The organism is Winogradskyella wandonensis, assembly GCF_004346845.1.
Taxonomy (GTDB): Bacteria; Bacteroidota; Bacteroidia; order Flavobacteriales; family Flavobacteriaceae; genus Winogradskyella; species Winogradskyella wandonensis.
Window position 1 is genome coordinate 121,442 of sequence record NZ_SMGI01000001.1, and the last position, 22,123, is coordinate 143,564.

A 22,123-nucleotide genomic window follows, 5' to 3' on the forward strand; every position below is an offset into this window, starting at 1 on the left:
TGACTAATTTTGCATCACTTTATAAATATACTGATGCAACAAACCACAGATACTATATTAATGATTCGTCCAGTAAATTTTAGGATGAATGAAGAAACTGCAGTAAATAATTACTTTCAGGAAGATTTAAATTTAAAAAATGCAGAAATTAATAAAAAAGCTCAGGAAGAGTTTGATGCCTTTGTATATAAGCTTAGATCTGTTGGTATTAATGTAATTGTAGAGCATGATGATGAGCTTATGGATACGCCAGACTCGATTTTTCCTAATAACTGGGTGAGTTTTCATAGTAATGGTGATGTGGCTTTATATCCTATGTTTGCAGAAAATAGAAGAAAAGAGCGCCGAGACGAAGTGTTTATAAGATTAGAGCAAGAAGGTTTTAAGATTGAAAATATTGTAGATTATACCTCCGCAGAAAACGAAGGTATATTTCTAGAAGGTACGGGAAGTTTACTTTTAGACCGTGTAAATAGTAAGGCCTATTGTGCTTTATCGCCACGAGCAGACGAAGATTTGTTTATTGAGTTCTGCGAAGATTTTGAATATACTCCAGTCGTTTTTACCGCTAACCAAACTGTGGAAGGTAAACGATTACCAATTTATCATACAAACGTTATGATGTGTTTGGCCGAGACTTTTGCAGTTATTTGTTTGGACACCATAGATGATAAAAAAGAACGTAAAAATGTAGTGAAGCATCTTAAGCAAGATGGAAAAGAAATCATATCGATTACCGAAGTACAAATGCATCAATTTGCAGGGAATATGTTACAACTAAGAGGCGAAAATAATCAGCGCTATTTAGTGATGAGTGAAGCTGCTCATAAGAGTTTAACAGCTCAGCAAGTAAATGCTATAGAAAAACACTGTCCAATCTTGTCAAGTTCTCTAGAAACCATAGAAACTTGTGGTGGCGGTAGTGCACGTTGCATGATGGCTGAGGTGTTTCTACCAAAAACCTAATCTAGTTTGTTAAATATATAACCGCCCTTTTCAGCACCCCAAACGTAGTTTCCGATGCTGTCAAAACCTCGGTCCCATGAAATAATCTTATCTTCTAGAATTTCGACTTCACTCCTTGCAAAAGCTGCACCACGCAAGCTACTTCTACAAGTTGTATCTCCTGTTTTTCCACGATAATACTTCTCGGAAATACGTTTTAAAATAACTTCGCACCCAGATTTTAACGATATTTCTTCGAGAGTCAGGCTATCAAAAGCTTTAGGATTTTTCCATTTACCAATCCATAACGAGTCATTTTTCATTTCATATACTTCTGAAGAAAATACACTGTCGTTTATCTTATTTAATTTGTAGATACGTTGTCTGTATGGCTTGTCTTGCATACTATTAAGCGCTTGTTCTACATACAAATAATACCCTTGCTTTTCCCAAATCGGGTACATGTGTAGCGAAATGTTATAATACGAAGAATCTACTTTCGATTGGATTTCTGAATTGAAAGACCCTTGCATTAAAGCAAATAATTCCTCAATATTTTCTTGCTTATCCGTTTTAAGGGTGCTCTTAGATTCCTCATTTTTACATGCGCTAAAAATGATAAACACTGTTAGCAACTGCATAATTTTATTTTGCATGTGTTGTGGATATTAATTACGTGGGGAAAATAAAAAAATTTATTCCGAAAGCGGTGCTTTAGGTAATTCTATAAAGAACTTACTACCAATGTTTGGTGTACTCTCCACCCAAATACGGCCATTATTAAGTTCTACTAAGTCTTTACAAATCGTTAATCCAAGTCCGGTACCTTTTTCGTTTTCTGTACCGATTGTAGTAAAGTTCTTTTTTGCATTAAAGAGTTTTTTCTGGTTTTCTTCAGAAATACCAATACCAGTATCTTCAACGCAGATTAATACTTTTCCGTTGTAATCTTGGTTAGAAACAGTTATAACATCACCCTTTCCGGTAAATTTTACAGCATTTGTAATTAAATTCTGGATGACAATTTCTAGCATACTTCGGTCTGCATAAACAAACTCTCTTCTGGATTCGTCAATAAGAATAATGCCCTTATCGTTTACCTTTTTCTCTATTAAAGAGATTTTAATTTGAAAGATTTCTTGAATATTAAATAACTCTGGCTTAGGCTGAAGGTTTTGCATTTGCGACTTTGACCAATTCAATAAATTAAATAGCAAAGACGAAGCGTTGTTAGCATTTTCACTAAGTTCAGGAATTAGCTCATTAAACTCTTCTTTACTAATTCCGCCATCTTTCAGTAAATCCAAAAAGGCTTTTATTGACGAAATAGAATCTTTTAAATCATGCGATACAATAGAAAATAGTTTGTCTTTAACTTGGTTTACCTCTTCTAATTGCGCATTTTTTAGAGCAAGTTTTTTATTCTCTTTGGCAAACGCTTTATTGCTTTTTGCCTCCTTAGAACTTTTTAAATAACTGAATATGAGTAGAGCGGTTACAAAAACTAAAGCAGCAATAAGTCCATACATTAAAAGCAAATCTTGTTTACTCTTTTCTGGCGAAGCCGTTAAAGTATCTTCTACTTTTTCTAGTTTTTGAGGAATTATAATTTCTGTAGGTGTCTCAGAAATTTCTTCAATAGTGCTTTCTGGGATTTTCGCAGAGGCTTCTTTTTCTTTGTCTAATTTTTCTTTTAAACTGTAATATTGATTTTGCCAATTAAAAGCGTCTTCGTAAAAACCACGAGTAGAATCTAAATCTCTATTCAGTTTTAAATTGTAAAGTAATTCTTCCTCATTATCTAGTTTTCGGGCTAGTTTCAAAGCCTCAAGAAGTTGACCTTCTGCGAGTTTCAATCTTTTGTTTTTTATGCTCAGCTCACCAATTGCATTAAGAGATTTTAGAACGCCAAGCTCATCTTTCTGATTTCTACTATATTTAAGACCTTCTCTTAAATAGTCTGCAGCCTTGTCCAAATCTTCAATGGCCAAATAAGATTTTCCTAAACTTGGCAAAATTTCGCCTCGTATACTTTTGTCATCTTCTTTATCTAAAAGCATTAGCATACGTTCGTAACTATCGATTGACCGTCTATAATCATCTTTTTTTGCGTACAGCTTACCCAAGTTTTTTAGTGAGTACATCATGCCTTCTAGGTCATCAAGTTCTTCCCTTACGCTTAAGGCCTTTTTATTGTACTGAAGTGCTTTATCTACAAAGCCCGTATTGTAATAAGCGTCCGCTAAATTGTTATAAGCCTTACTTAGTTCGGATTTTAATCCTTTTTCTTCAAAAATTGAAATAGCAGAAAGCGAATTTTGTAACCCTTTTTTGTAGTTACCTCTTTGTATTTCTATTACACCAAGATTGTTATTCACTTTTGCAATACCTAGCGTGTCGCTAACAGAGGTGTAGTATGTTCTGGCAGTTTCAAAATTAGATACGGCTTCAACTTCGTTTTCTTGCTTGTTATTAATTAAAGCTTTAATAAATGTGGTTTCGGCAAGTCCTCTGTTATAATTTAAAGATTTTGATAATTCTGAGGTCTGGGCAATAAATAATAAGACTTTATTATAATCCTCTATTTTGTAAAGTTCGTTTATAAGCAACAGAGATGTCTCTACTTTCGTCGAGTCTTGGTTCTGATAGGCCAAACGCACAGTAAGGCTATCTATCTTTGCATTTTGTGCAAAGCTTATCGCAGCAGACAGGCAGATGGCATAAAGTATAAGTTGCTTCATAAAGCAGTGTCTATAAGGCACAGTTTTATATTCTGTTTTGGCCAACTTTCTGAGAGGGATAGGAAAGGCGTCCTAGGATAATATCCTTTAGACTTTAATTAATAGCTGTTCAAAAATCACTAAATGCATTTTAATTTACTAATTTATAAGACTTATAACCAAAAAATCAGACGAAATGATAGTTGAAAATTAAAAAAAAATAGACCATTCGACTAAAGACAAAAATTTCCGTAGAACTACACTTTTATCGACGAAATGCACACTTATTTTAAGTGCTTGATTTTAAGACTTATATGTGGCTTTGGTGCTAAGAAACATGGGGCGTTAGATGCGCTTTACTTTGCATAATATTAACTTATCGACAAACTGATTTCAAAATAATAAAAGGTCTATCTTTGCAGGCATTAAAAAAGGAATAATAAGTTTTTTTATGAGTCTTCAATTCACTTTAGAGAAAAATGTAAAAGCTGCTGCAAAGTCTATTTTCGGTGCAGATTTAGAGTCTGTCGAGTTTCAAGCAACACGTAAAGAGTTTGCAGGAGATACAACTGTTGTTGTTTTTCCAATGCTTCGTGTAATAAAGGGAAATCCCGTACTTATCGGCGAAAAAATTGGGCAGTATTTGGTTGATAATGTGGCTTTGGTTAAAGATTTTAATGTTGTAAAAGGCTTCCTTAATATAGAAATCAATGACTCTTACTACCTAGATTTTTTAAAGGAGATACAAAACGATATGGATTTTGGTTTTGTAAGCAAAAAAGATAACAAGGCTATCATGGTGGAGTATTCTTCGCCAAATACGAATAAACCATTGCATCTAGGCCATGTAAGAAATGTACTGTTAGGTTATAGTGTTTCAGAAATTTTAAAGGCTGCGGGTAAAAAGGTTTATAAAACCCAAATTATCAACGATAGAGGCATACACATTTGTAAAAGTATGTTGGCTTGGCAACGTTTTGGTAATGGTGAAACGCCTGAATCTACTGGATTAAAAGGCGATAAGCTTGTTGGTAATTATTATGTTGAGTTTGATAAAGCTTACAAGAGTGAAATAAGCAAATTAATAGCTCAGGGTAAGTCTGAAGACGAAGCAAAAAAGAATGCGCCAATATTATTAGAAGCTCAAGAAATGCTCAGAAAATGGGAGGCTGGAGATAAAGAGGTTGTAGCCCTTTGGGAAAAAATGAATAGTTGGGTATATGACGGTTTTGAAGTTACTTACAAAAATATTGGTGTTGATTTTGATAAATATTATTACGAAAGTGACACCTACTTATTAGGAAAAGAATTTGTCGCAGAAGGTTTAAAGTCGGGCGTGTTTTTCAAGAAAGAAGATGGTTCGGTTTGGTGCGATTTAACGGACGAAGGTCTTGATGAAAAAATTGTTTTGCGAAGTGATGGGACGGCTGTTTACATGACACAAGATATTGGCACAGCCATACAGCGAATAAAAGATTACCCAGATGTCGGCGGAATGGTCTACACTGTGGGTAATGAGCAAGATTATCATTTTAAGGTGTTGTTTTTAATTCTTAAGAAATTAGGATTCGAATGGGCAAAACATCTATTTCATTTAAGTTATGGTATGGTAGACCTGCCTAGCGGCAAGATGAAGAGTAGAGAAGGAACTGTTGTCGATGCCGACGATTTAATTGAGGAAATGGCAACTACGGCTGAGGAAATTTCTAAGGAACTAGGTAAACTAGACGATTACTCCGAAGAGGATAAAAAAGCCTTATACAAAATCATCGGCTTGGGAGCATTAAAGTATTACATTCTTAAGGTAGATCCTAAAAAACGAATTTTATTCGACCCAAAAGAGTCTATAGATTTTCAAGGAAACACAGGGCCTTTTATACAGTATACCTACGCAAGAATTCAATCTATTTTAAGAAAGTTTAGTTTTGAAGCAACTATTAATTTAAATGATATAAACCTGTCTTTGCACGAAAAGGAAAAACAGCTTCTAAAACAGTTGGAGCAATTTCCTTCAGTAATCCAAAATGCGGCAGAACAACATAGTCCGGCTTTAATTGCAAATTATACGTACGACTTGGTCAAGGATTTTAATTCATTTTACCAAAATGTATCTATACTTGGTGCTGATTTGGAGGAAGAGAAACTATTTAGAGTATTACTCTCTAAAAAAGTTGGAGATACTATAAAGAATGCATTTGGTCTTTTAGGAATTGAGGTTCCTGAGCGTATGTAAATTAGAAGATACCTTTGTGTTTTAATGCTTGTTTTATATGAGCTAGATGATGGTTGCTATGCCATGCGTAAGTGCCAATGGTTTCTTGTATAGAAAATTGTTTTCCGTGTTCTGGATGAATAAATTCTTTTTTCAAATCATTCTCATTTAAACTTTTAAGAAGAACTCCAAGTTTATGATGAACACCTTTAAGGATTTGGATGGAAGAATCAACAGGTTCGGAATAATCAATAAGTTTTGCCCATTTATCCTCAAAATAAGGCTTAATGGTAGGACTGTCTTCGGTCAAAGCAAGTTTAAAACGGATAATACTATTAATGTGGCTGTCCGCGCAGTGATGTACGACTTGTTTTATTGACCAACCATTGGGACGATAGGTGTAATTAAATTCTTCTTCAGTTAAGTTTTTAATAATAGCTTCTAGAGCGTTGGGAAAATTTTCGATATCAGCTATCCAACCTTTAATATGTTGTTTAGTAATAACTTCTGGTTTGGAAAAGATTCCAATAGGGTATTTTAGTTGTTCAATTTGTATGCCATTCATGTAAAAGAAGTTTTGTCTAATATACCACCAAAAAAAATAAGAGGCCGTCCATTGGACAGCCTCTTTATGGTTTACTAACTAATAAAATTTATTATGCTTCAGCGGGGGAAGTTGAAGCAACTGCTGCAGCATAAACTACTAAACCAAAACCTATTTTGTTAACGGCATCACCAATGTTATAGATTACATCCATAGCTAAACCACCAAAAATACCATCATACCAACCTGGTGTTCCAGCCATATAGCCAATTGGGTAAATTGCCCAGCCTACTAAGACAAACCAACATAATGTCTTGTGTGCTTTTAAAATTGAACCACCAGCTTGAATTGCTAATTTCTTTGCCTGACCTAACCATATATCATAAACAATGACGAAATATGCAATACCAGATATTAATCCCCATATTTGGGCTTGGTCTCTGTAAACAGCTTCTCCTAAATATCCAGTAACAAGCATTACTACGGATAAGAAGATAAGACGCCACATTAAAGACTTTTTAGCTCCTGCAACTTTAAGTATTAAGTAGAACTCAACACACATAAGTGGTACTGTTAATACCCAATCTACATATCTAAAAAATGTAGGGGACTCGGCATGTGCAGCCCAATAATCACGCATGTACCAGTAATGTACCGCAGCAATAAAAGTAATTAACCCCGAAACTAAAATCGAAGTCCTCCACTTTCTATCAAAGCTATTCATTGATAAAAAGAAAAATGCCGAAGCAGCCATCATAGCCATACATCCTACAAAGAATGTGAAGCCTACGTAATCGTCAGTAGCAATTTTGCTAACATCTGCGATTGCAAGTAATAAATTGTTCATAATATTTTGTAATTAGTTATTTTGTTTAAGTAAATTTACGAAAGATTGAACACAAAATGTTTAAAGTTTTGTGAAATTTTTTTAACAATTGAAAATTAAGGTCATTTATTTTGAGAAATATTCAAAATTTTAAGATTGTAACTACCTTTCTTTGCCTATGGTTAGCGGTTTATTTGTCAGATAATTTAGAGTTATACCTGGCAAGTTTTTTTATATTAACAGTAGGTCTTCTGCATGGTTCTAATGATATTAAAATCATTAATCATGTATTTAGAGACAAAAAAATTAGTTTCTATAAAGCGCTTTTTATTTACATAGCAATAGTTATATTAGGAGCGGTTTTATTCTTTTTTATTCCAAAACTAACTTTGGTATTTTTTATTCTTGTAAGTGGATTTCACTTTGGAGAGCAGCACTTTCATCATTCAGTTTTTAAAAATAATCTTCTCAAAAATCTCTTATTTATAAGCTACGGATGTACAATTATTTTTCTGTTATTATTTACTAATAATAGCGAGAGTATTGATATAATAAAGGAAATCACAGGAAAAAAGGTATCTTTAGATATGCTAACAAATTCTTTATTGGTCAGTTTAATAATTTTAGCATTATCTGCTGGGCTTCTTTACAAAGACATTAAAAAACCATTTAAAGAACTATTTTTTCTATTAGTTTTCTATGTTGTCTTTAAAGTGGCAACTCTATTTTGGGCGTTTGCTATTTACTTTGTATTGTGGCACTCTTTACCATCACTTATTGACCAAATTAAATATCTATCCAAGGATGTGAATAAACTTTCCTTAACAAATTATATAAAATCGTCTTTTATTTATTGGCTTGTTTCTGTTGTTGGCTTATTTGTTTTTCTAAACTTTTTGTTCGAAGAAACAAATTCATTCTACAGCATATTCTTTTCGTTTCTAGCGGCAATTACTTTTCCTCATGTATTTGTAATGTCCAAAATATTTAAGCATTAAAATTTTAATCTAAAAGAAAAATTTGGTGTTAGACCAAGTGCTATTTCGTTGTTTTCTACAATAGAATCAGTGCCCTCTCTAGAGAAAAATCTGTTAATGGTATTCTTTCTATTCTGAATATTCCAAACAGATGCTCCGACTTCTGCCTGGACGTTATCAGCAAACTGAAAATTGTATCTCGCCGAGACATCAGTTCTTAAATAATTCGGTATCCGTTTATTATTTGGTGCCTCGTAGATTATTTCACCAGATGAAAACTGATTGCTGTTTGGTGCCGTAAAAGGACGTCCGGAATTCCAATTTAGACCAGCCGAAAGTTTAAAATTTTCTATTTCGTAACTTGCAGAAACGTTAATAACTTGTCTAATATCGATGTTGTTTGGAAATCTATTACCGTTATTTAAGCTTTCAAAATCATAGTCATTTTTGCTTAACGAATAGGCAATCCAAGTGTTTAAATTTTTAAATCGTTTATTTAATAGAAAGTCAATGCCCTTAACCTTATAATCTCCGGATGCACTAACTAATTGAAATTGATTTTGGAAGCCTTGAGAGCGCGTAGTTATACCATTGACTCGCTTTATGTAGCCTTCTGCACTTACAAGCCAGCCTTTGCGTCTGTAATTAAGTCCAACAGAAAGCTGATGACTCTTTACAATTGGTACGTCGGTATCATTAGCCAATTGCCATCTGCGTTTTTCAATGCCAAAAAAATCTTGCTGTAAATCTATAATTTGGGTGATTGTCTGACTTTTAACTTCGCCAAGAACTTCTAGCCGAAAGTAATTTAAAAATTTCTGAGAAAAATTAAAACGAGGCTCAAATAAGAGTTGCCCAAAGTCTTCGATATAATTTCCTCTTAGTCCCAGTCGCGCATAGGTATTTCTAGAATTAGATTTAAATTCTGCTTCAGTATATAAGCCATGTGTTCTTACAACTTCTTTTATAAAACTTCTAAATCTTGGGGTAGTTACGTCTTCGAGATTAGAAACACCTACCTCATTAAATTGATAGCCATAATTAAGATTAAGATTGTTGTCAATAGTTTTTAGGACATCGAGTCTAGCACCAATATCAGTTACTTCGTTTTCTTGCGTTAATTCTTGTGTTGTCTCTAAAACCTTATTATTTCCAAATAACTCGTAATTAGAATAGTAGATTTGGGCTTCCATTAATAATGATGGTGACCAATTGAAGGTGTATCTAATGTTTGCAGCGTAACTTTTTTGACTCAATTGACTCTGTGTAGATTCTAATGTTGAAAACGGTAATAGAGACTCTACACCGTAGTCTAATTTGTTAAAAATTGTAATTGCATTACCTCTTAGTTTGCTTTTTTTGTTGATGTCGTACAAAAGCTTAACATTGGCATCGTAAAAAAAGAAGCGTTCATTCCGTTGTAATTGCTCTTGTGGATTTTGGTAATCTCCGAGTTCCGATGTGCTAAAAATTCGCTCAAAATAAGTATCGTAAGTCGGTGTTAAAAGCGCGTCTGTATAAGACCGTCTACCTGCTACTTGTAACTCTGTTTTTTTTGATAATTGAAATTTTGAAAAACCGTCTAGGCTTAAAAGATTAAATCCTGCTCCAGATTCTGGTTTTTTACTAATCTCATTAGAGTTTTCTATGCTTATAAGACTAGAAACTCCAGAGCCGTATTTAGCTCTTGTGCCATTTATTGTAACATCTACATTATTTGTGAGATAAGGGTTAAAGGCTGAAATTAGTCCGAAAAAATGACCCGTTTGGTACATCCGGATACCTTCGTAAAGAATTAAATTTTGGTCATTGGTGCCACCTCTGATATTTATATTAGAAATTCGCTCGTCCGCACTTTTTATTCCAGGTAAGGCTTGGATGGTTTGTAAAATATCGGGTTCGCTTAAGCCTGGTAAAATACCAAACTTTTGCGGAGAAATTTCAATAGTACCATTTATAGACTTAGCAAGACCACTTGTAAGATAGTTTTGAATTATAATCTCTTCTAACTGCTGTAATTTCGGCGTTATATTTTCGGTTATATTTTGTTTAATTGCAATAAATCTAGAATTTAGAACAACAAATTTTAGTTTGGTCTCTCTTTCTAGATAATTAAGCGTTTCTTCTAGGTTTAATGACCTATCTGGTGCTTTTAGACGTTGAGCTTTTACTAGCTGGTCTGCATAAGAGAATTTCACATCAAACTTTACTTCGATAGTTTTTAATATTTGCTCTAGTAGCAATGGCGCATCACTGTTCTGAGAAAAACTAGAAAGTGAAAATGCAAAAACTATGATTACTATATAATTCCGAAATTTATTCACGCGTTAAGACAATAACATTATCTGTTTTAGTGTAAGTTATACCTAAAGGTAGTGTTATTGATTTAAGCGCCAAATCCAAATCGGTATGGCTGAAGCTTCCTGTAAATAATTGCTCGGTATCGATAGACGCAGCAGTAACTTTAATATTGTATTGTCTTTCAAATTCGTCCAGAACGAATTGCAATGGTAAGCTTTCAAATGAGCTTTCATCAGTAATCCAGCTTGGTTGTAATTTATTTACGGATGTATTGTTAATTTTTTCATTTAGCACTGTAAAACGTTTTCCTGGCTTTAACTCAAAATATTTCGACTTATAATTTACTGCTACCAAGCCTTCATAACAAGTAACCTCGAAATAATTATCCCTTTGAATAACGTTAAATTCGGTACCTAGTACAGAGACTTTTCCTTGTTTAGTAAGCACATCGAATTTAGAGCCTTTGGCCACCTTAAAAAAGGCTTCACCTTCTAATAAAACTTCACGATTATCTGACCATTTATTTTTATTAAATACTAAATTAGAAACCGCATTTAGTTTTACTGTAGATGCGTCTGGCAGTATTATCTCTTGCTGTTCTGCAATGGAAGTATAGTTGGCAGTGTCTAAACTATAGGTGTAATACGCAACACCAAAAGCAATTAAAAACACCGCTGCAATTTTTAACAAAGGCGTTATCCAATTAATAGGCTTTTTAGTTTTTAATTGGGAAGCCACAGTTTTATATGTGTCATCAACATTAAATACAGGTGCGACAAATCCTTCAGAAGATTTAGAGAGTTTAATTAACTCATCGTAATCATCTAGCTGTTCAAAAGCCTTTTGTTCTTCTGGATTAAGATTGTAATCCAACCATTTCTTTATTAATTCTTCGCGTTCCATTTTTTGCATTCTATATATATAACAGGTAGGCTTTAAAAATCCCTACCCTATATTAAAAATCAAACTTTATTTTATAGTTCATCAATGTCTTCTCGTAACTTTTTTAAAGCGCCATAAACACGTTTTTCCACCGCTTTAACAGAAATATCTAGTAATTCTGCAATTTCCTTAAAACGTTTACCTTCGGCGCGATTCATTAAAAACGCAACACGTTGTGGCTCGGTTAAGCGTTCTAGAGCGAGTTGAAGTTTTTCGTTATATTGTTTTTCTTCTAATACAAATTCAGGAGATTCGTTAGTGCTCTTTTTTTGTGGTTTTTGTTGGTGTTTTAGTACTACTTTTTGATGAGCAACTGCATTAAGCATCATGTTGTTAGCGGTTGTAAATAAAAAACTCTTGGCTTTTTCTGGAGGAACCTTTTTGCAATTATCCCATAATTTTATAAATGCATCTTGTACTTTGTCTTTTGGATTTAATGTACTGCCAAATTTGTAATATAAAAAGTCATGAAGATTTTTGGAGTGTTTTTTAAATAGTGAAGAAAATACATGTTCTTCGCAACTATTTTCATGAATTTGTCTTGGCATAGGATATGTCGGTTGCCGTAAATTTAAAAAAAATTAAGATGTAGGGTAGGGATAATTCCTTTAGTCTTGTTTTATAAGAAATCAATAAAACCAATTAATCATGAAATCCTACTTAAAATCGTTAGTTGTAACATGTTTTGCACTACTCCTTTTTGCCTCATGTCAAGATGAAGCCGTTCAAATAATTAATCCTACCGACCAAGAAGCAATTGTGCCAAATTCGGCATTGTCTCACTTAATGTTGCGCACATCTGCAAATGCGACATCAGAAGATAATTTTTTAGATAATTCAGACTGCTTCTCAGTAGAATTACCAGTTACGGTAATAATCGGTAATATTACCATTACTATAGAAGACGAAGAAGGTCTAGACGAATTAGAAGAATTGCTAGAGAATTTTGAAGGTGAAATTCCAGAATTTGTTTTCCCTATTACCTTAATATCTGGAGATTATTCCGAAAATGTTATTGAAAACCAGGAACAACTAGATAATTTAATCGAAAATTGTTTGGACGATTCCGATGAGATAGAATGTGTTGATTTTGTATATCCAATATCTTTCTCAGTATTAAACACACAGTTTGTACTTATCGATACCGTAACAATTAATAGCAACGAAGAGTTGTATGACTTTCTAGACGATTTAGAGGAAGGCGGAGCAAATATTGTAGCTTTAAATTTCCCAGTAACTTTAGAGTATGCAGATGGAGAAACAATTACCGTTAATTCTAACGAAGAATTGTCTAATGCTATTGAAGCTGTAGATGACGATTGCGATGACGACGACTTTATTAATTGTGATGTTGCTGAAGTTAAAGAAGCACTAAAAGAATGTAAATGGAAATTAGACGATGAGTTTAATGATTTTGATGGTCTTACAGTAACCTTTAACGACGATTTTACGCTTGAAATTACAGGTCAAGATTTTACCGAGGTAATCACAGGTAACTGGACAGTTACAGAAACTGATAACGGAACATATTTAGTATTATCTGAATTGTCCGCCTTGCAAGACGATTTAGGAGGCGAATGGTTAATTACAGATTGTGACGATGACGATATCGATATTGTCAAAGGCGATTTAGAAATAGACTTAGACCGTATTTGCGAAACAGATTTAGATTGTAACGCAGAGAGCTTGTCAGACGAATTGGTAGAATGCTATTGGTTTGCAGGAAGCGATTTAATAGATGGTCTAGATAATAAATTCGTGTTCACAGAAAACGGAACTATTAAAGTCTATTCAAATAATGAGTTTATAGAAATTGGTGTTTGGAATGTTGGTGTTGAAGGAAATACACTTACTTTAGTGTTAGATTTCACAGGAGATTATCAGTCACTTTCTGGTGTTTGGGAAGTCGTAGCGTGTCATGAAGGTTTCTTCGGACTAGAAAAGGACGGAAACATACTTCACTTAGAGCAAGAATGTTTCGATGAAAACCCATTTGACTGTTATCCAGAAGAAGGCGTGGAGTTAGTAAAATGCGATGAGAATAATGATGGATTCGCAGTATTTAACATCTACGAAGCTGTACCAAGCTGTGATAATTCTGGTGCGCCAGTTACGATTTCATTCCATACAACGTCAGAAGGCGCTGAAAATGATGCTGATTATTTAGAAGGTGCAACAGCTTATACTAATCTTAGTAATCCTCAAACGGTTTACGTAAAAGTTGCACTTTTCAATAATCCTGAAGAGAAATTAATTTACCCGGTAAAATTAATCGTCGAAGATTGTAATCCAAACCCTTTTGAGTGCTTTAGTAGTTTTGATGCAGTTATGGAGCTTTGCGATGAAGGGAACGACGGTTTTGAGGTATTTAATTTAACAATTGCTTATGCAAATTGTACCCCATTTGCAGATGTTGTTACATATCACGTATCTCTAACAGACGCAGATGCAGATGTAAATGCCATTGCTAATCCAGAGTCTTATGTAAATTTAACTGCACCTCAGACTATTTATGTAAGAGTAGAGGTTGGAGATGCTTACGAGGTCTTTGAGTTACTATTAAAATTAGAAGACTGCACACCGCCGGGTGCATGTACGGAAGAAGATGTAGATGGTATTTTAATGACTTGTAAATGGAAAATAACAGAGCTTAATGGAGACGATAATTTAATTACATATAGATTAGATTTCAATGAAGGTCAAGAGTTAGTTGTAACAAATACAGGAAACAGCGATACTATTATCGGAACATGGTCTACATCTACAAACAACAATGGTGGCGTAGATGTGCTTTTCGACGGAATTAATGGCGCAGATATACAGGCGATATCAGGAAATTGGACTATTGTAGAGTGCACAGCAGAGCAATTGATTTTCCATAAGGATAGTGACCAAATGACACTAGACAAAATTTGCGAATAAAAAGAAAAATATACCGCTTACAGGCTTTTAGTTTGTAGTTTGAAAAGAGTCACTTTATTAGTGACTCTTTTTGTTTTTATTTAATAACAACCACTTCGATAATCTCTTGTAAATTCTTAAATTTGCCACTTGTTAAACTAGAAAAGAGATTATGTTCAATAATTTAAGTGATAAGTTAGATAAAGCGTTACATGTATTAAAAGGTCATGGTAGTATTACAGAAGTAAATGTAGCCGAAACCTTAAAAGAAGTAAGACGTGCGCTTTTAGATGCCGATGTTAACTTCAAAATTGCCAAAGAATTTACAAATAAAGTAAAGGAAAAGGCACTGGGCCAAAATGTATTAACGACATTACAACCTGGTCAATTAATGGTTAAAATCGTTAAAGACGAGTTGACCGAGCTTATGGGTGGCGATGCAGAAGGTATTAATCTTTCTGGTAATCCAAGCGTAATTTTAATGTCAGGTTTACAAGGTTCTGGTAAAACAACTTTTTCAGGAAAATTAGCCAATTACTTAAAAAATAAGAAAACTAAGAAGCCTTTATTAGTGGCTTGTGATGTATACAGACCTGCGGCGATAGACCAGTTACATGTTGTGGGAGAGCAAATAGGTGTTGAGGTGTTTAGTGATAGAGGAAACAACGACCCGGTTGCGATTTCAAAAGCAGGTATTGCGCATGCAAAGGCAAATGGACACAATGTGGTAATTATAGATACTGCTGGGCGATTGGCTGTAGACGAAGCCATGATGACGGAAATTTCTAACATCCATAAAGCCATTGAGCCACAAGAAACACTTTTTGTTGTAGATTCTATGACAGGTCAGGATGCTGTTAATACGGCTAAAGCTTTCAATGATATCTTAAATTTCGATGGTGTTATTCTTACCAAGTTAGACGGTGATACAAGAGGTGGTGCTGCAATTTCTATTAAGTCTGTAGTTAATAAGCCAATTAAGTTTATTGGTACAGGTGAGAAGATGGAAGCTATAGATGTCTTCTATCCATCACGTATGGCAGATAGAATTCTTGGAATGGGAGATGTTGTCTCTCTTGTAGAACGCGCCCAAGAGCAATATGATGAAGAGGAAGCGAGAAAGCTTCAAAAGAAGATTGCCAAAAACCAGTTTGGGTTTGATGATTTCTTAAAGCAAATTCAGCAAATCAAGAAAATGGGTAACATGAAGGATTTAATCGGAATGATACCAGGTGCAGGAAAAATGATGAAAGATGTAGATATTGATGATGATGCATTTAAAGGTATCGAAGCTATTATACATTCTATGACACCGACCGAACGTTCTAATCCAGGATTAATGAATGCAAGTCGTAAAAAAAGAATAGCAAAAGGTTCTGGTACCTCTGTACAAGAAGTCAATCAGCTATTAAAGCAGTTTACGCAAATGAGCAAAATGATGAAAATGATGCAAGGCGGCGGCGGAAAGCGTATGATGCAAATGATGAAGAATATGCCGCGCTAATACGCCACTTACAATAACACAACCAACAACACAACAATATGACAATTTTAGACGGAAGAAAAACCAGTAACGACATAAAGAACGAAATTAAGGCCGAAGTCGATAGAATGAAGGCAAATGGTGAAAAAGTACCACATTTAGCCGCAGTAATTGTAGGTAACGACGGCGCTAGTTTAACTTATGTTGGGAGTAAAGTCCGTGCGTGCGAGCGTGTTGGTTTTGAGTCTACAATGGTGCGTATGTCTAACACAACTAGTGAGATTGAACTTCTAGATAAAATTGAAGAATTAAATAACGATGATAACATCGACGGATTCATTATCCAGTTGCCATTACCTCCACAAATTAATACACGAAAGGTTTTAATGGCGGTAAACCCAGACAAAGATGTAGATGGTTTCCATCCCATGAATTTTGGAAAAATGGCACTAGATATGTCAACGTTTATTCCTGCCACACCATTTGGGATTTTAGAATTATTAGATCGCTATGGTGTAGAAACAGATGGCAAGCATACGGTTATTATTGGGCGTTCGCACATAGTTGGTCGTCCTATGAGTATTTTAATGGGGCGTAAGGGCTTTCCTGGCAATTCTACAGTAACTTTAACCCATAGTCACACCAAAAATATTACGCAGATAACCTCACAAGCAGACATTGTTATTTCTGCGCTTGGTATTCCGCAGTTCTTAAAAGCAGAAATGGTTAAAGATGATGCTGTAATTATCGATGTAGGAATAACGCGTGTGCCAGACGACTCGGAAAAAGGGTATTACATTACCGGTGATGTAGATTTTGAAAACGTCAGCAAAAAAGCCAGTTTTATTACCCCAGTTCCTGGAGGTGTTGGTCCAATGACTATTGCCATGTTACTTAAGAATACGTTATTAGCAAGAGAGCAGCACAGAAAGAATAAGTAATGTCGCTGTATACGCTAATTGTCACTTTGCAAATAACTGACTCATATCTTTAAAAGCTTTAAACTCTAAAGCATTGCCACTTGGGTCTTTAAAGAACATGGTAGCTTGTTCGCCTACTTGCCCTTCGAAACGTATATAAGGTTCTATAATAAATTTGATGTATTTAGATTTTAAGAGTTCTGCAAACTCATGAAACGCATTCCAAGGTAAAACGACGCCAAAATGTGGTACCGGAACATCCTTGCCATCAACAGCATTGGTTGGTGCTTCTACAGATTTTTTATCGCTTAGATGAATAACTAATTGATGCCCAAAAAAATTATAATCTACCCAATGATTACTGCTTCTGCCTTCTTCGAAATTTAAAGTATTGCTGTAAAAATTACGACATAATTCTAAATCATGTACAGGAATAGCTAAATGAAATGGTGAAAGATTACTCATCGTTTTCTTCTATTTTGTTTTAAGTCTTTTGGTTGAAATGTTTTTCTCGAATCACTAATCAAATCACTCAATTTTTTAAACTCGTCTTTAGTGAGTTCACGGTATTTCCCAACAGGAACATCAAGTTCTATATTCATTATACGAATACGCTTTAAGGTCTGTACTTCGTAATTTAGGTAATCGCACATTCGACGAATTTGCCTGTTTAAACCTTGCGTCAGTACAATGCTAAAGGTATATTTATCGATACGTTTTACTTTACATTTCTTTGTGCGTTGTCCCAGTTCTTCAATATAAATACCGCCAGCCATGCGCTCAATAAACGTTTGTGAAATAGGTCGGTCTACAGTAACTATATATTCTTTTTCGTGATTATTACTAGCACGAAGAATTTTGTTAACGATATCTCCATCATCAGTAAGTAAGATTAACCCTTCACTTGGTTTATCCAATCTTCCAATTGGGAAAATCCGTTTGTGATATCCAATAAAATCGATGATATTATCTTTCTCAACACGCGTATCTGTAGTACAAACAATACCAACAGGTTTGTTAAATGCTAAGTAGGTAAAGTCTTTTTGGCGTTCACCAATAATTTCGCCATCAACTTTTACAACATCCTCTGGAGCGACTTTAGTTCCCATTTCTGGTACAGCATCATTAATGGTCACTCGTCCCGCATCGATAAGGCGGTCAGCTTCGCGACGTGAGCAATAGCCAGCTTCACTAAGAAATTTATTAAGTCGTTTTAAGTTATCAGACATGCTGCAAAAGTACAATAAAGATTAGCGATTAATAAACTCAATTAGCTTTGGCGTAATTGATTTGTCTTTTAATCCATGTCCAAAACCTACTGTGGTGAGCAATTCACCTTTTTTATAACGATTGGCAAATAATAAAGCATCCTCGTAAGGGATGATTTTATCTTTTTTATCATGGATAATCAAGCCTTCAACTTCAAAATTTTTGGTAAAATTAGCTGCTGAAAAATAATCTGTTTTCTGCCCAAAGCGTTCTAATACAATATTGTCTAATCCATTTGAAATACGCTTGTTGTAGCCCATCATTTGCTTGTATCTGCTAAATACACCAGTAAAATGTGCCGGAGCTCCTAAAGTGATAAGTTTTTTAACAGAAGGTAAATCGTGATTATGCAAACAGAATATACTTGCCATTCCGCCTACAGAATGTCCAATAAAAACTTCTGGCTGAAAAGCTTTAGCAACCACATTTATAAATTCTGAATATAAAACAGCATTAAATTGTTTACCTTCTGAGTTTCCGTGCGCAGGAGCATCTAGTGCTACAATATTATAGTCTTGAGATTTTAAATCGTTTAGTAGATAATTCCATCTGGCGGCATTGCTCTCCCAGCCATGAGCAAGTAAAAGAGTTTTGCCTTTACCTTTCCAATTGTACACAGATATAGAAAGGTTTTTATAAGAAAAAGAGCTTTGCTCAGCGTCTTCTATTATAGCTTTTTGTGCATCAGTATAACTCCCTTTTCTCGGCGTTGCAAAGAGTTGTAAAGCCTTATTTGAAGCATATTTAGGAGAAATATAACTCGTTGCATTAAGGGCGTTTCCAATAGATTTAATAACAAAACTACTCATACTATTGGGCTTCTCTATTTACGGAGTCTATCGAAAAAGCAGGTAGACATATAGCTAAATATTCGCAAGGTTCTGCAAAAGGATTGGAGTATTGTAGTCTCGTATTTTTCTCCACTTTTATCGACTGACCAGCTTCCAAAATTACGGTCTCATCGTCAATAATAAATTGCTTTTTCCCTTTGAGAATAAAGGTGTACTCATCAAATTCTGGAGTTTGAAAAGGCTCAGACCAACCTGGAGGTGCAATCATATATGCAATACTAATTTCAGAATTTCCGTCTGTGGCATTACCAAAATGTTCTTTTATGATTTTACCATCGTCTGTTGGAACAATAAATGGTGAATTTTGAATGGTATATTTCTTCGATTCTGACATTAAATGAAATATTTTTTAAAAAATGCGGATGACTCTAGCGCATCATTTTAGTTAAAATTCCGAGTACGCTTCTAATTACCGTTGGACTCGTTAAAACCTTAAGTAAAGGATTCTGCCTAGAAGAACGTCTTCGGCTTGTCGATGTTTTTCGTTTAGTTTCCGCTTTTTTAAGTGCTTCTTTTTCCGCTTTTGCCTTTTCTTTAGCTTCTTCAGCTTCAGCTTGCTTTATTTTTTCATTGAGCATTTCATAGGCGCTCTCACGGTCAATCTCCTTATTGTATTTCTTGGCTAGTTCTGAGTCCGAAAGTAATTTGCCTAATTCAGCCTCGGTCAAAATATCCATACGGCTCATTGGTGCGCGCATCATGGTTGCTGCTAATGGCGTTGGTTTTCCTTTTTCGTTTAAGGCAGAAACCAGAGCTTCACCAATTCCCAAAGAGGTTAGCACTTCGGCTGTATCGTAATAATCGGTATCAGGATAATTCTGTGCGGTTAATTTGATGGCTTTTCGGTCTTTAGCTGTAAATGCTCTAAGCGCGTGTTGTACTTTAAGACCCAATTGCCCGAGTACAGCTTCTGGTACATCAGTAGGGTTTTGCGTTATAAAATATAAGCCAACACCTTTACTACGGATGAGTTTTACAATACTTTCAATCTGATTTAAGAGTGCATCAGAGGCTTCATTAAAAATTAAATGTGCTTCATCAATAAACATAATAAGTTCTGGTCGTCCGCTATCGCCTTGTTCTGGAAATGTTGAATAAATTTCAGCCAGTAAACTTAACATGAATGTTGAAAATAACTTCGGTTTATCTTGAATATCCGTTAAACGAATAATGTTTATGTAACCGCGACCATTCTCATCAATACGCAGTAAATCTTGAGTATCAAAAGACGTTTCACCAAAAAAGAGGTCGCCACCTTGTTGTTCAATTTCAATAAGTTTTCTTAAAATAGCACCAGTGGATGCAGTAGAAATTCGCCCGTAAGCTTCTTCAAATTCTTTTTTACCTTCCCCTGTGGCATATTGTAAAATCTTTTTGAAATCTTTAATGTCTAAAAGTGGTAATTGGTTGTCGTCGCAATATTTAAAAATCACAGAAATAATTCCCGCTTGCGTTTCGGTAACATCTAAAATTCTTGAGATTAATACTGGACCAAATTCGCTAATCGTCGCACGTAAGCGCACACCATCTTGCTCTGAAAGTGTCATGATTTCAACAGGGAAGGCTTTTGCATCAAAAGGCAAACCTATTTTTTTGTGACGCTCATCAATTTTTGGATGTCCAGGACTTGGTTGCGCCAATCCACTTAAATCGCCTTTAATATCCATGAGCAACACGGGAATTCCTTTCTCGGATAAATTTTCGGCTAAAACTTGGAGTGTTTTGGTTTTTCCTGTTCCTGTAGCACCAGCAATTAAACCGTGACGGTTCATGGTCTTTAGAGGTACGTTTACAAAGGCATTTGTCATGGTTTCGCCTTCGAGCATTGCTGCGCCAAGTGTAATGTAGTCGCCTTTAAAGGTATTGCCGTCGTTTATATGTTTTATAAAAGTGTCTTTATTGCTCATTCTCTCAAAATTTTTATAAAAATACTGTAATTTTAATCAAGTTAAAAACATCAAAATCATGTCAAAATATATTTCTGTTTTATGTCTCTCTCTTATGATGCTTAATTTTTCATGCAACGATTCAATCCCGAAAAAAGTCGGGACCGAGATAATTTTTCATAAATCTCACGAACCAAGTCGCGCTAATGTGCCATTTAGCGATGCTGTGGAAACTGAGGATTTATTCTTTTTAACTGGGCAAATAGGAAAAGACCATAAAGCTGGTAAATTAGTTGAAGGCGGCATTGAAGCAGAAACCAAACAGGTGATTTTAAACATAGAAGACGTGCTGAAGCAGCATAATTTAACTTTGGATAACGTTGTGAAATGCACAGTTATTTTGAAGGATATTAACGATTTTAAAGCATTCAATTCAGTTTACACACAATATTTTACTAAGAAACCTGCACGAACAACTTTTGCAGCAGCTGGTCTAGCTGGTGGAGCAAGTATTGAGATTGATGTGATTGCGACGAAGTAGCAAGTAGTCTTAGTTTACAGTCTCAGTTTACAGTTCTCAATTTACTGAAAACTGATAACTAATCAATATATTTGCACGCTATGACGAGAAGAGAACGACAAGAATTGATTGACAAAGGATTGCTTTTGCCTTTAATGGAAGAATTTTACACCATTCAAGGTGAAGGTTATCACAAAGGCACTGCAGCTTATTTTGTACGTATTGGTGGTTGTGATGTGGGATGCCATTGGTGTGACGTTAAAGAAAGTTGGCTAGCCGAATTGCATCCTCCGACAGATACCGAAAAAATTGTTGAAAATGCTGTAAAGTATAGTAACACTATTGTTGTCACTGGTGGCGAACCACTAATGTGGGATATGAATCCTTTAACAACACAACTAAAAGCCAAAGGCGTACAGACACATATAGAAACGTCTGGTGCTTATAAGTTAACTGGTAATTGGGATTGGATTTGTTTATCTCCAAAGAAAAATAAACTTCCTACAGAAGAAGTATCAGCTAAAGCTAATGAGTTAAAGTGTATTATCTATAATAAAGACGATTTTAGATTTGCTGAAGAGCAAGCGCAAAAAGTCAATGATAAATGTTTTTTGTATCTTCAACCAGAGTGGAGCAAGCGCGATAAAATGATACCACAAATTGTAGATTACGTTATGGCTAATCCTAAATGGAAAGTGTCCTTACAAACTCATAAATACCTTAACATACCTTAATTATTAACATACCTTAATTATTGATTATAAGAATTAATAAGGAAATAAGAACGTTAAGGTCGCCGAGCTAAGCCGAAGTGCAAAAACATAAA

Annotated in this window: 20 protein-coding genes; 8 read left to right on the forward strand and 12 right to left on the reverse strand. The window is 34.8% G+C overall.

Translation table 11 applies throughout. The annotated features are described in order from the left end of the window. The first annotated feature begins 33 nt into the window (after positions 1-33). On the forward strand, positions 34-966 hold the full coding sequence (gene ctlX, locus DFQ05_RS00620) for a citrulline utilization hydrolase CtlX (RefSeq protein ID WP_132702523.1): 933 nt from the start codon (positions 34-36) through the stop codon (positions 964-966). On the opposite strand, the gene DFQ05_RS00625 is transcribed toward ctlX, so the two are convergent. Beyond that, positions 963-1,601 (reverse strand): chromophore lyase CpcT/CpeT, encoded by a 639-nt coding sequence (locus DFQ05_RS00625; RefSeq protein ID WP_132702525.1) that lies wholly within the window; start codon positions 1,599-1,601, stop codon positions 963-965. The two genes, ctlX and DFQ05_RS00625, sit on opposite strands and share 4 nt — an antisense overlap. Before the next feature lie 39 nt (positions 1,602-1,640). Further along, complete coding sequence (locus tag DFQ05_RS00630) at positions 1,641-3,686, reverse strand: tetratricopeptide repeat-containing sensor histidine kinase (RefSeq protein ID WP_132702527.1); 2,046 nt, start codon at positions 3,684-3,686, stop codon at positions 1,641-1,643. Between the two features lie 430 nt (positions 3,687-4,116). On the opposite strand from DFQ05_RS00630, the gene argS reads away from it, so the two are divergent. After that, on the forward strand, positions 4,117-5,898 hold the full coding sequence (argS, locus tag DFQ05_RS00635) for an arginine--tRNA ligase (RefSeq protein ID WP_132702529.1): 1,782 nt from the start codon (positions 4,117-4,119) through the stop codon (positions 5,896-5,898). Position 5,899: 1 nt separating this feature from the next. On the opposite strand, the gene DFQ05_RS00640 is transcribed toward argS, so the two are convergent. Then, positions 5,900-6,442 (reverse strand): YfiT family bacillithiol transferase, encoded by a 543-nt coding sequence (locus DFQ05_RS00640; protein ID WP_132702531.1) that lies wholly within the window; start codon positions 6,440-6,442, stop codon positions 5,900-5,902. 91 nt (positions 6,443-6,533) lie between these two features. Further along, complete coding sequence (locus DFQ05_RS00645) at positions 6,534-7,268, reverse strand: bacteriorhodopsin-like (protein ID WP_132702533.1); 735 nt, start codon at positions 7,266-7,268, stop codon at positions 6,534-6,536. A 110-nt stretch (positions 7,269-7,378) separates the two neighbouring features. On the opposite strand from DFQ05_RS00645, the gene DFQ05_RS00650 reads away from it, so the two are divergent. Next, positions 7,379-8,245 carry a Brp/Blh family beta-carotene 15,15'-dioxygenase gene (locus tag DFQ05_RS00650; RefSeq protein WP_158281876.1) on the forward strand — a complete coding sequence of 289 codons (867 nt, stop codon included), beginning with the start codon at positions 7,379-7,381 and terminating at the stop codon, positions 8,243-8,245. Here DFQ05_RS00650 and DFQ05_RS00655 read toward each other — a convergent pair. From DFQ05_RS00655 to DFQ05_RS00665, 3 genes are all read right to left on the reverse strand, one after another. Beyond that, positions 8,242-10,548: a TonB-dependent receptor plug domain-containing protein gene (locus tag DFQ05_RS00655; RefSeq protein ID WP_132702538.1), complete on the reverse strand. Its 2,307-nt coding sequence runs from the start codon at positions 10,546-10,548 to the stop codon at positions 8,242-8,244. The genes DFQ05_RS00650 and DFQ05_RS00655 overlap by 4 nt on opposite strands. Continuing rightward, on the reverse strand, positions 10,541-11,428 hold the full coding sequence (locus DFQ05_RS00660; RefSeq protein WP_132702540.1) for a FecR family protein: 888 nt from the start codon (positions 11,426-11,428) through the stop codon (positions 10,541-10,543). The genes DFQ05_RS00655 and DFQ05_RS00660 overlap by 8 nt, the downstream gene beginning before the upstream one ends. A 71-nt stretch (positions 11,429-11,499) precedes the next feature. Beyond that, entirely contained in the window at positions 11,500-12,015 is a 516-nt protein-coding gene (locus DFQ05_RS00665) for an RNA polymerase sigma factor (protein ID WP_132702542.1), read from the reverse strand. A 100-nt stretch (positions 12,016-12,115) separates the two neighbouring features. Between DFQ05_RS00665 and DFQ05_RS00670 the strand changes: the two genes are divergently transcribed. The 3 genes from DFQ05_RS00670 to DFQ05_RS00680 all read left to right on the forward strand — a co-directional run bounded on the left by DFQ05_RS00670 (position 12,116) and on the right by DFQ05_RS00680 (position 16,792). After that, a complete protein-coding gene (locus DFQ05_RS00670; protein WP_132702544.1) occupies positions 12,116-14,389 on the forward strand; it encodes a hypothetical protein in 2,274 nt (757 codons plus the stop codon). A gap of 151 nt (positions 14,390-14,540) precedes the next feature. Then, complete coding sequence (gene ffh / locus DFQ05_RS00675) at positions 14,541-15,872, forward strand: signal recognition particle protein (RefSeq protein WP_132702546.1); 1,332 nt, start codon at positions 14,541-14,543, stop codon at positions 15,870-15,872. 38 nt (positions 15,873-15,910) lie between these two features. Further along, entirely contained in the window at positions 15,911-16,792 is an 882-nt protein-coding gene (locus DFQ05_RS00680) for a bifunctional 5,10-methylenetetrahydrofolate dehydrogenase/5,10-methenyltetrahydrofolate cyclohydrolase (RefSeq protein ID WP_132702548.1), read from the forward strand. A gap of 21 nt (positions 16,793-16,813) precedes the next feature. Here DFQ05_RS00680 and DFQ05_RS13580 read toward each other — a convergent pair whose 3' ends face one another. The 5 genes from DFQ05_RS13580 to DFQ05_RS00705 are packed head-to-tail and all read right to left on the reverse strand — an operon-like array spanning position 16,814 to position 20,798. After that, positions 16,814-17,236, reverse strand: coding sequence for a VOC family protein (locus DFQ05_RS13580; RefSeq protein WP_158281877.1), 423 nt, complete (start codon positions 17,234-17,236; stop codon positions 16,814-16,816). Next, positions 17,233-18,000 (reverse strand): 23S rRNA pseudouridine(2604) synthase RluF, encoded by a 768-nt coding sequence (gene rluF, locus DFQ05_RS00690; protein WP_132702550.1) that lies wholly within the window; start codon positions 17,998-18,000, stop codon positions 17,233-17,235. The genes DFQ05_RS13580 and rluF overlap by 4 nt, the downstream gene beginning before the upstream one ends. A 21-nt stretch (positions 18,001-18,021) precedes the next feature. Beyond that, complete coding sequence (locus DFQ05_RS00695; RefSeq protein WP_132702552.1) at positions 18,022-18,849, reverse strand: alpha/beta fold hydrolase; 828 nt, start codon at positions 18,847-18,849, stop codon at positions 18,022-18,024. A 1-nt stretch (position 18,850) separates the two neighbouring features. Then, positions 18,851-19,225, reverse strand: coding sequence for a cupin domain-containing protein (locus DFQ05_RS00700; protein WP_132702554.1), 375 nt, complete (start codon positions 19,223-19,225; stop codon positions 18,851-18,853). A gap of 34 nt (positions 19,226-19,259) precedes the next feature. Then, positions 19,260-20,798: a helicase HerA-like domain-containing protein gene (locus DFQ05_RS00705; RefSeq protein WP_132702556.1), complete on the reverse strand. Its 1,539-nt coding sequence runs from the start codon at positions 20,796-20,798 to the stop codon at positions 19,260-19,262. 58 nt (positions 20,799-20,856) lie between these two features. Here DFQ05_RS00705 and DFQ05_RS00710 point away from each other — a divergent pair, with 58 nt between their 5' ends. Further along, entirely contained in the window at positions 20,857-21,318 is a 462-nt protein-coding gene (locus DFQ05_RS00710; RefSeq protein WP_132702558.1) for a Rid family detoxifying hydrolase, read from the forward strand. 80 nt (positions 21,319-21,398) lie between these two features. After that, positions 21,399-22,031 (forward strand): 7-carboxy-7-deazaguanine synthase QueE, encoded by a 633-nt coding sequence (locus tag DFQ05_RS00715; protein WP_132702560.1) that lies wholly within the window; start codon positions 21,399-21,401, stop codon positions 22,029-22,031. Positions 22,032-22,123: the final 92 nt, after the last annotated feature.

Bases quoted from the DNA above. Each gene is read 5' to 3' on its own strand.
- DFQ05_RS00670 (WP_132702544.1), top strand. From the start codon at position 12,116: ATGAAATCCTACTTAAAATCGTTAGTTGTAACATGTTTTGCACTACTC.
- argS (WP_132702529.1), top strand. From the start codon at position 4,117: ATGAGTCTTCAATTCACTTTAGAGAAAAATGTAAAAGCTGCTGCAAAG.
- rluF (WP_132702550.1), bottom strand. From the start codon at position 18,000: ATGTCTGATAACTTAAAACGACTTAATAAATTTCTTAGTGAAGCTGGC.
- DFQ05_RS00700 (WP_132702554.1), bottom strand. From the start codon at position 19,225: ATGTCAGAATCGAAGAAATATACCATTCAAAATTCACCATTTATTGTT.
- DFQ05_RS00625 (WP_132702525.1), bottom strand. From the start codon at position 1,601: ATGCAAAATAAAATTATGCAGTTGCTAACAGTGTTTATCATTTTTAGC.
- DFQ05_RS00665 (WP_132702542.1), bottom strand. From the start codon at position 12,015: ATGCCAAGACAAATTCATGAAAATAGTTGCGAAGAACATGTATTTTCT.
- DFQ05_RS13580 (WP_158281877.1), bottom strand. From the start codon at position 17,236: ATGAGTAATCTTTCACCATTTCATTTAGCTATTCCTGTACATGATTTA.
- DFQ05_RS00695 (WP_132702552.1), bottom strand. From the start codon at position 18,849: ATGAGTAGTTTTGTTATTAAATCTATTGGAAACGCCCTTAATGCAACG.
- DFQ05_RS00680 (WP_132702548.1), top strand. From the start codon at position 15,911: ATGACAATTTTAGACGGAAGAAAAACCAGTAACGACATAAAGAACGAA.
- ffh (WP_132702546.1), top strand. From the start codon at position 14,541: ATGTTCAATAATTTAAGTGATAAGTTAGATAAAGCGTTACATGTATTA.
- DFQ05_RS00640 (WP_132702531.1), bottom strand. From the start codon at position 6,442: ATGAATGGCATACAAATTGAACAACTAAAATACCCTATTGGAATCTTT.
- ctlX (WP_132702523.1), top strand. From the start codon at position 34: ATGCAACAAACCACAGATACTATATTAATGATTCGTCCAGTAAATTTT.
- DFQ05_RS00645 (WP_132702533.1), bottom strand. From the start codon at position 7,268: ATGAACAATTTATTACTTGCAATCGCAGATGTTAGCAAAATTGCTACT.
- DFQ05_RS00710 (WP_132702558.1), top strand. From the start codon at position 20,857: ATGTCAAAATATATTTCTGTTTTATGTCTCTCTCTTATGATGCTTAAT.
- DFQ05_RS00715 (WP_132702560.1), top strand. From the start codon at position 21,399: ATGACGAGAAGAGAACGACAAGAATTGATTGACAAAGGATTGCTTTTG.
- DFQ05_RS00630 (WP_132702527.1), bottom strand. From the start codon at position 3,686: ATGAAGCAACTTATACTTTATGCCATCTGCCTGTCTGCTGCGATAAGC.
- DFQ05_RS00660 (WP_132702540.1), bottom strand. From the start codon at position 11,428: ATGGAACGCGAAGAATTAATAAAGAAATGGTTGGATTACAATCTTAAT.
- DFQ05_RS00705 (WP_132702556.1), bottom strand. From the start codon at position 20,798: ATGAGCAATAAAGACACTTTTATAAAACATATAAACGACGGCAATACC.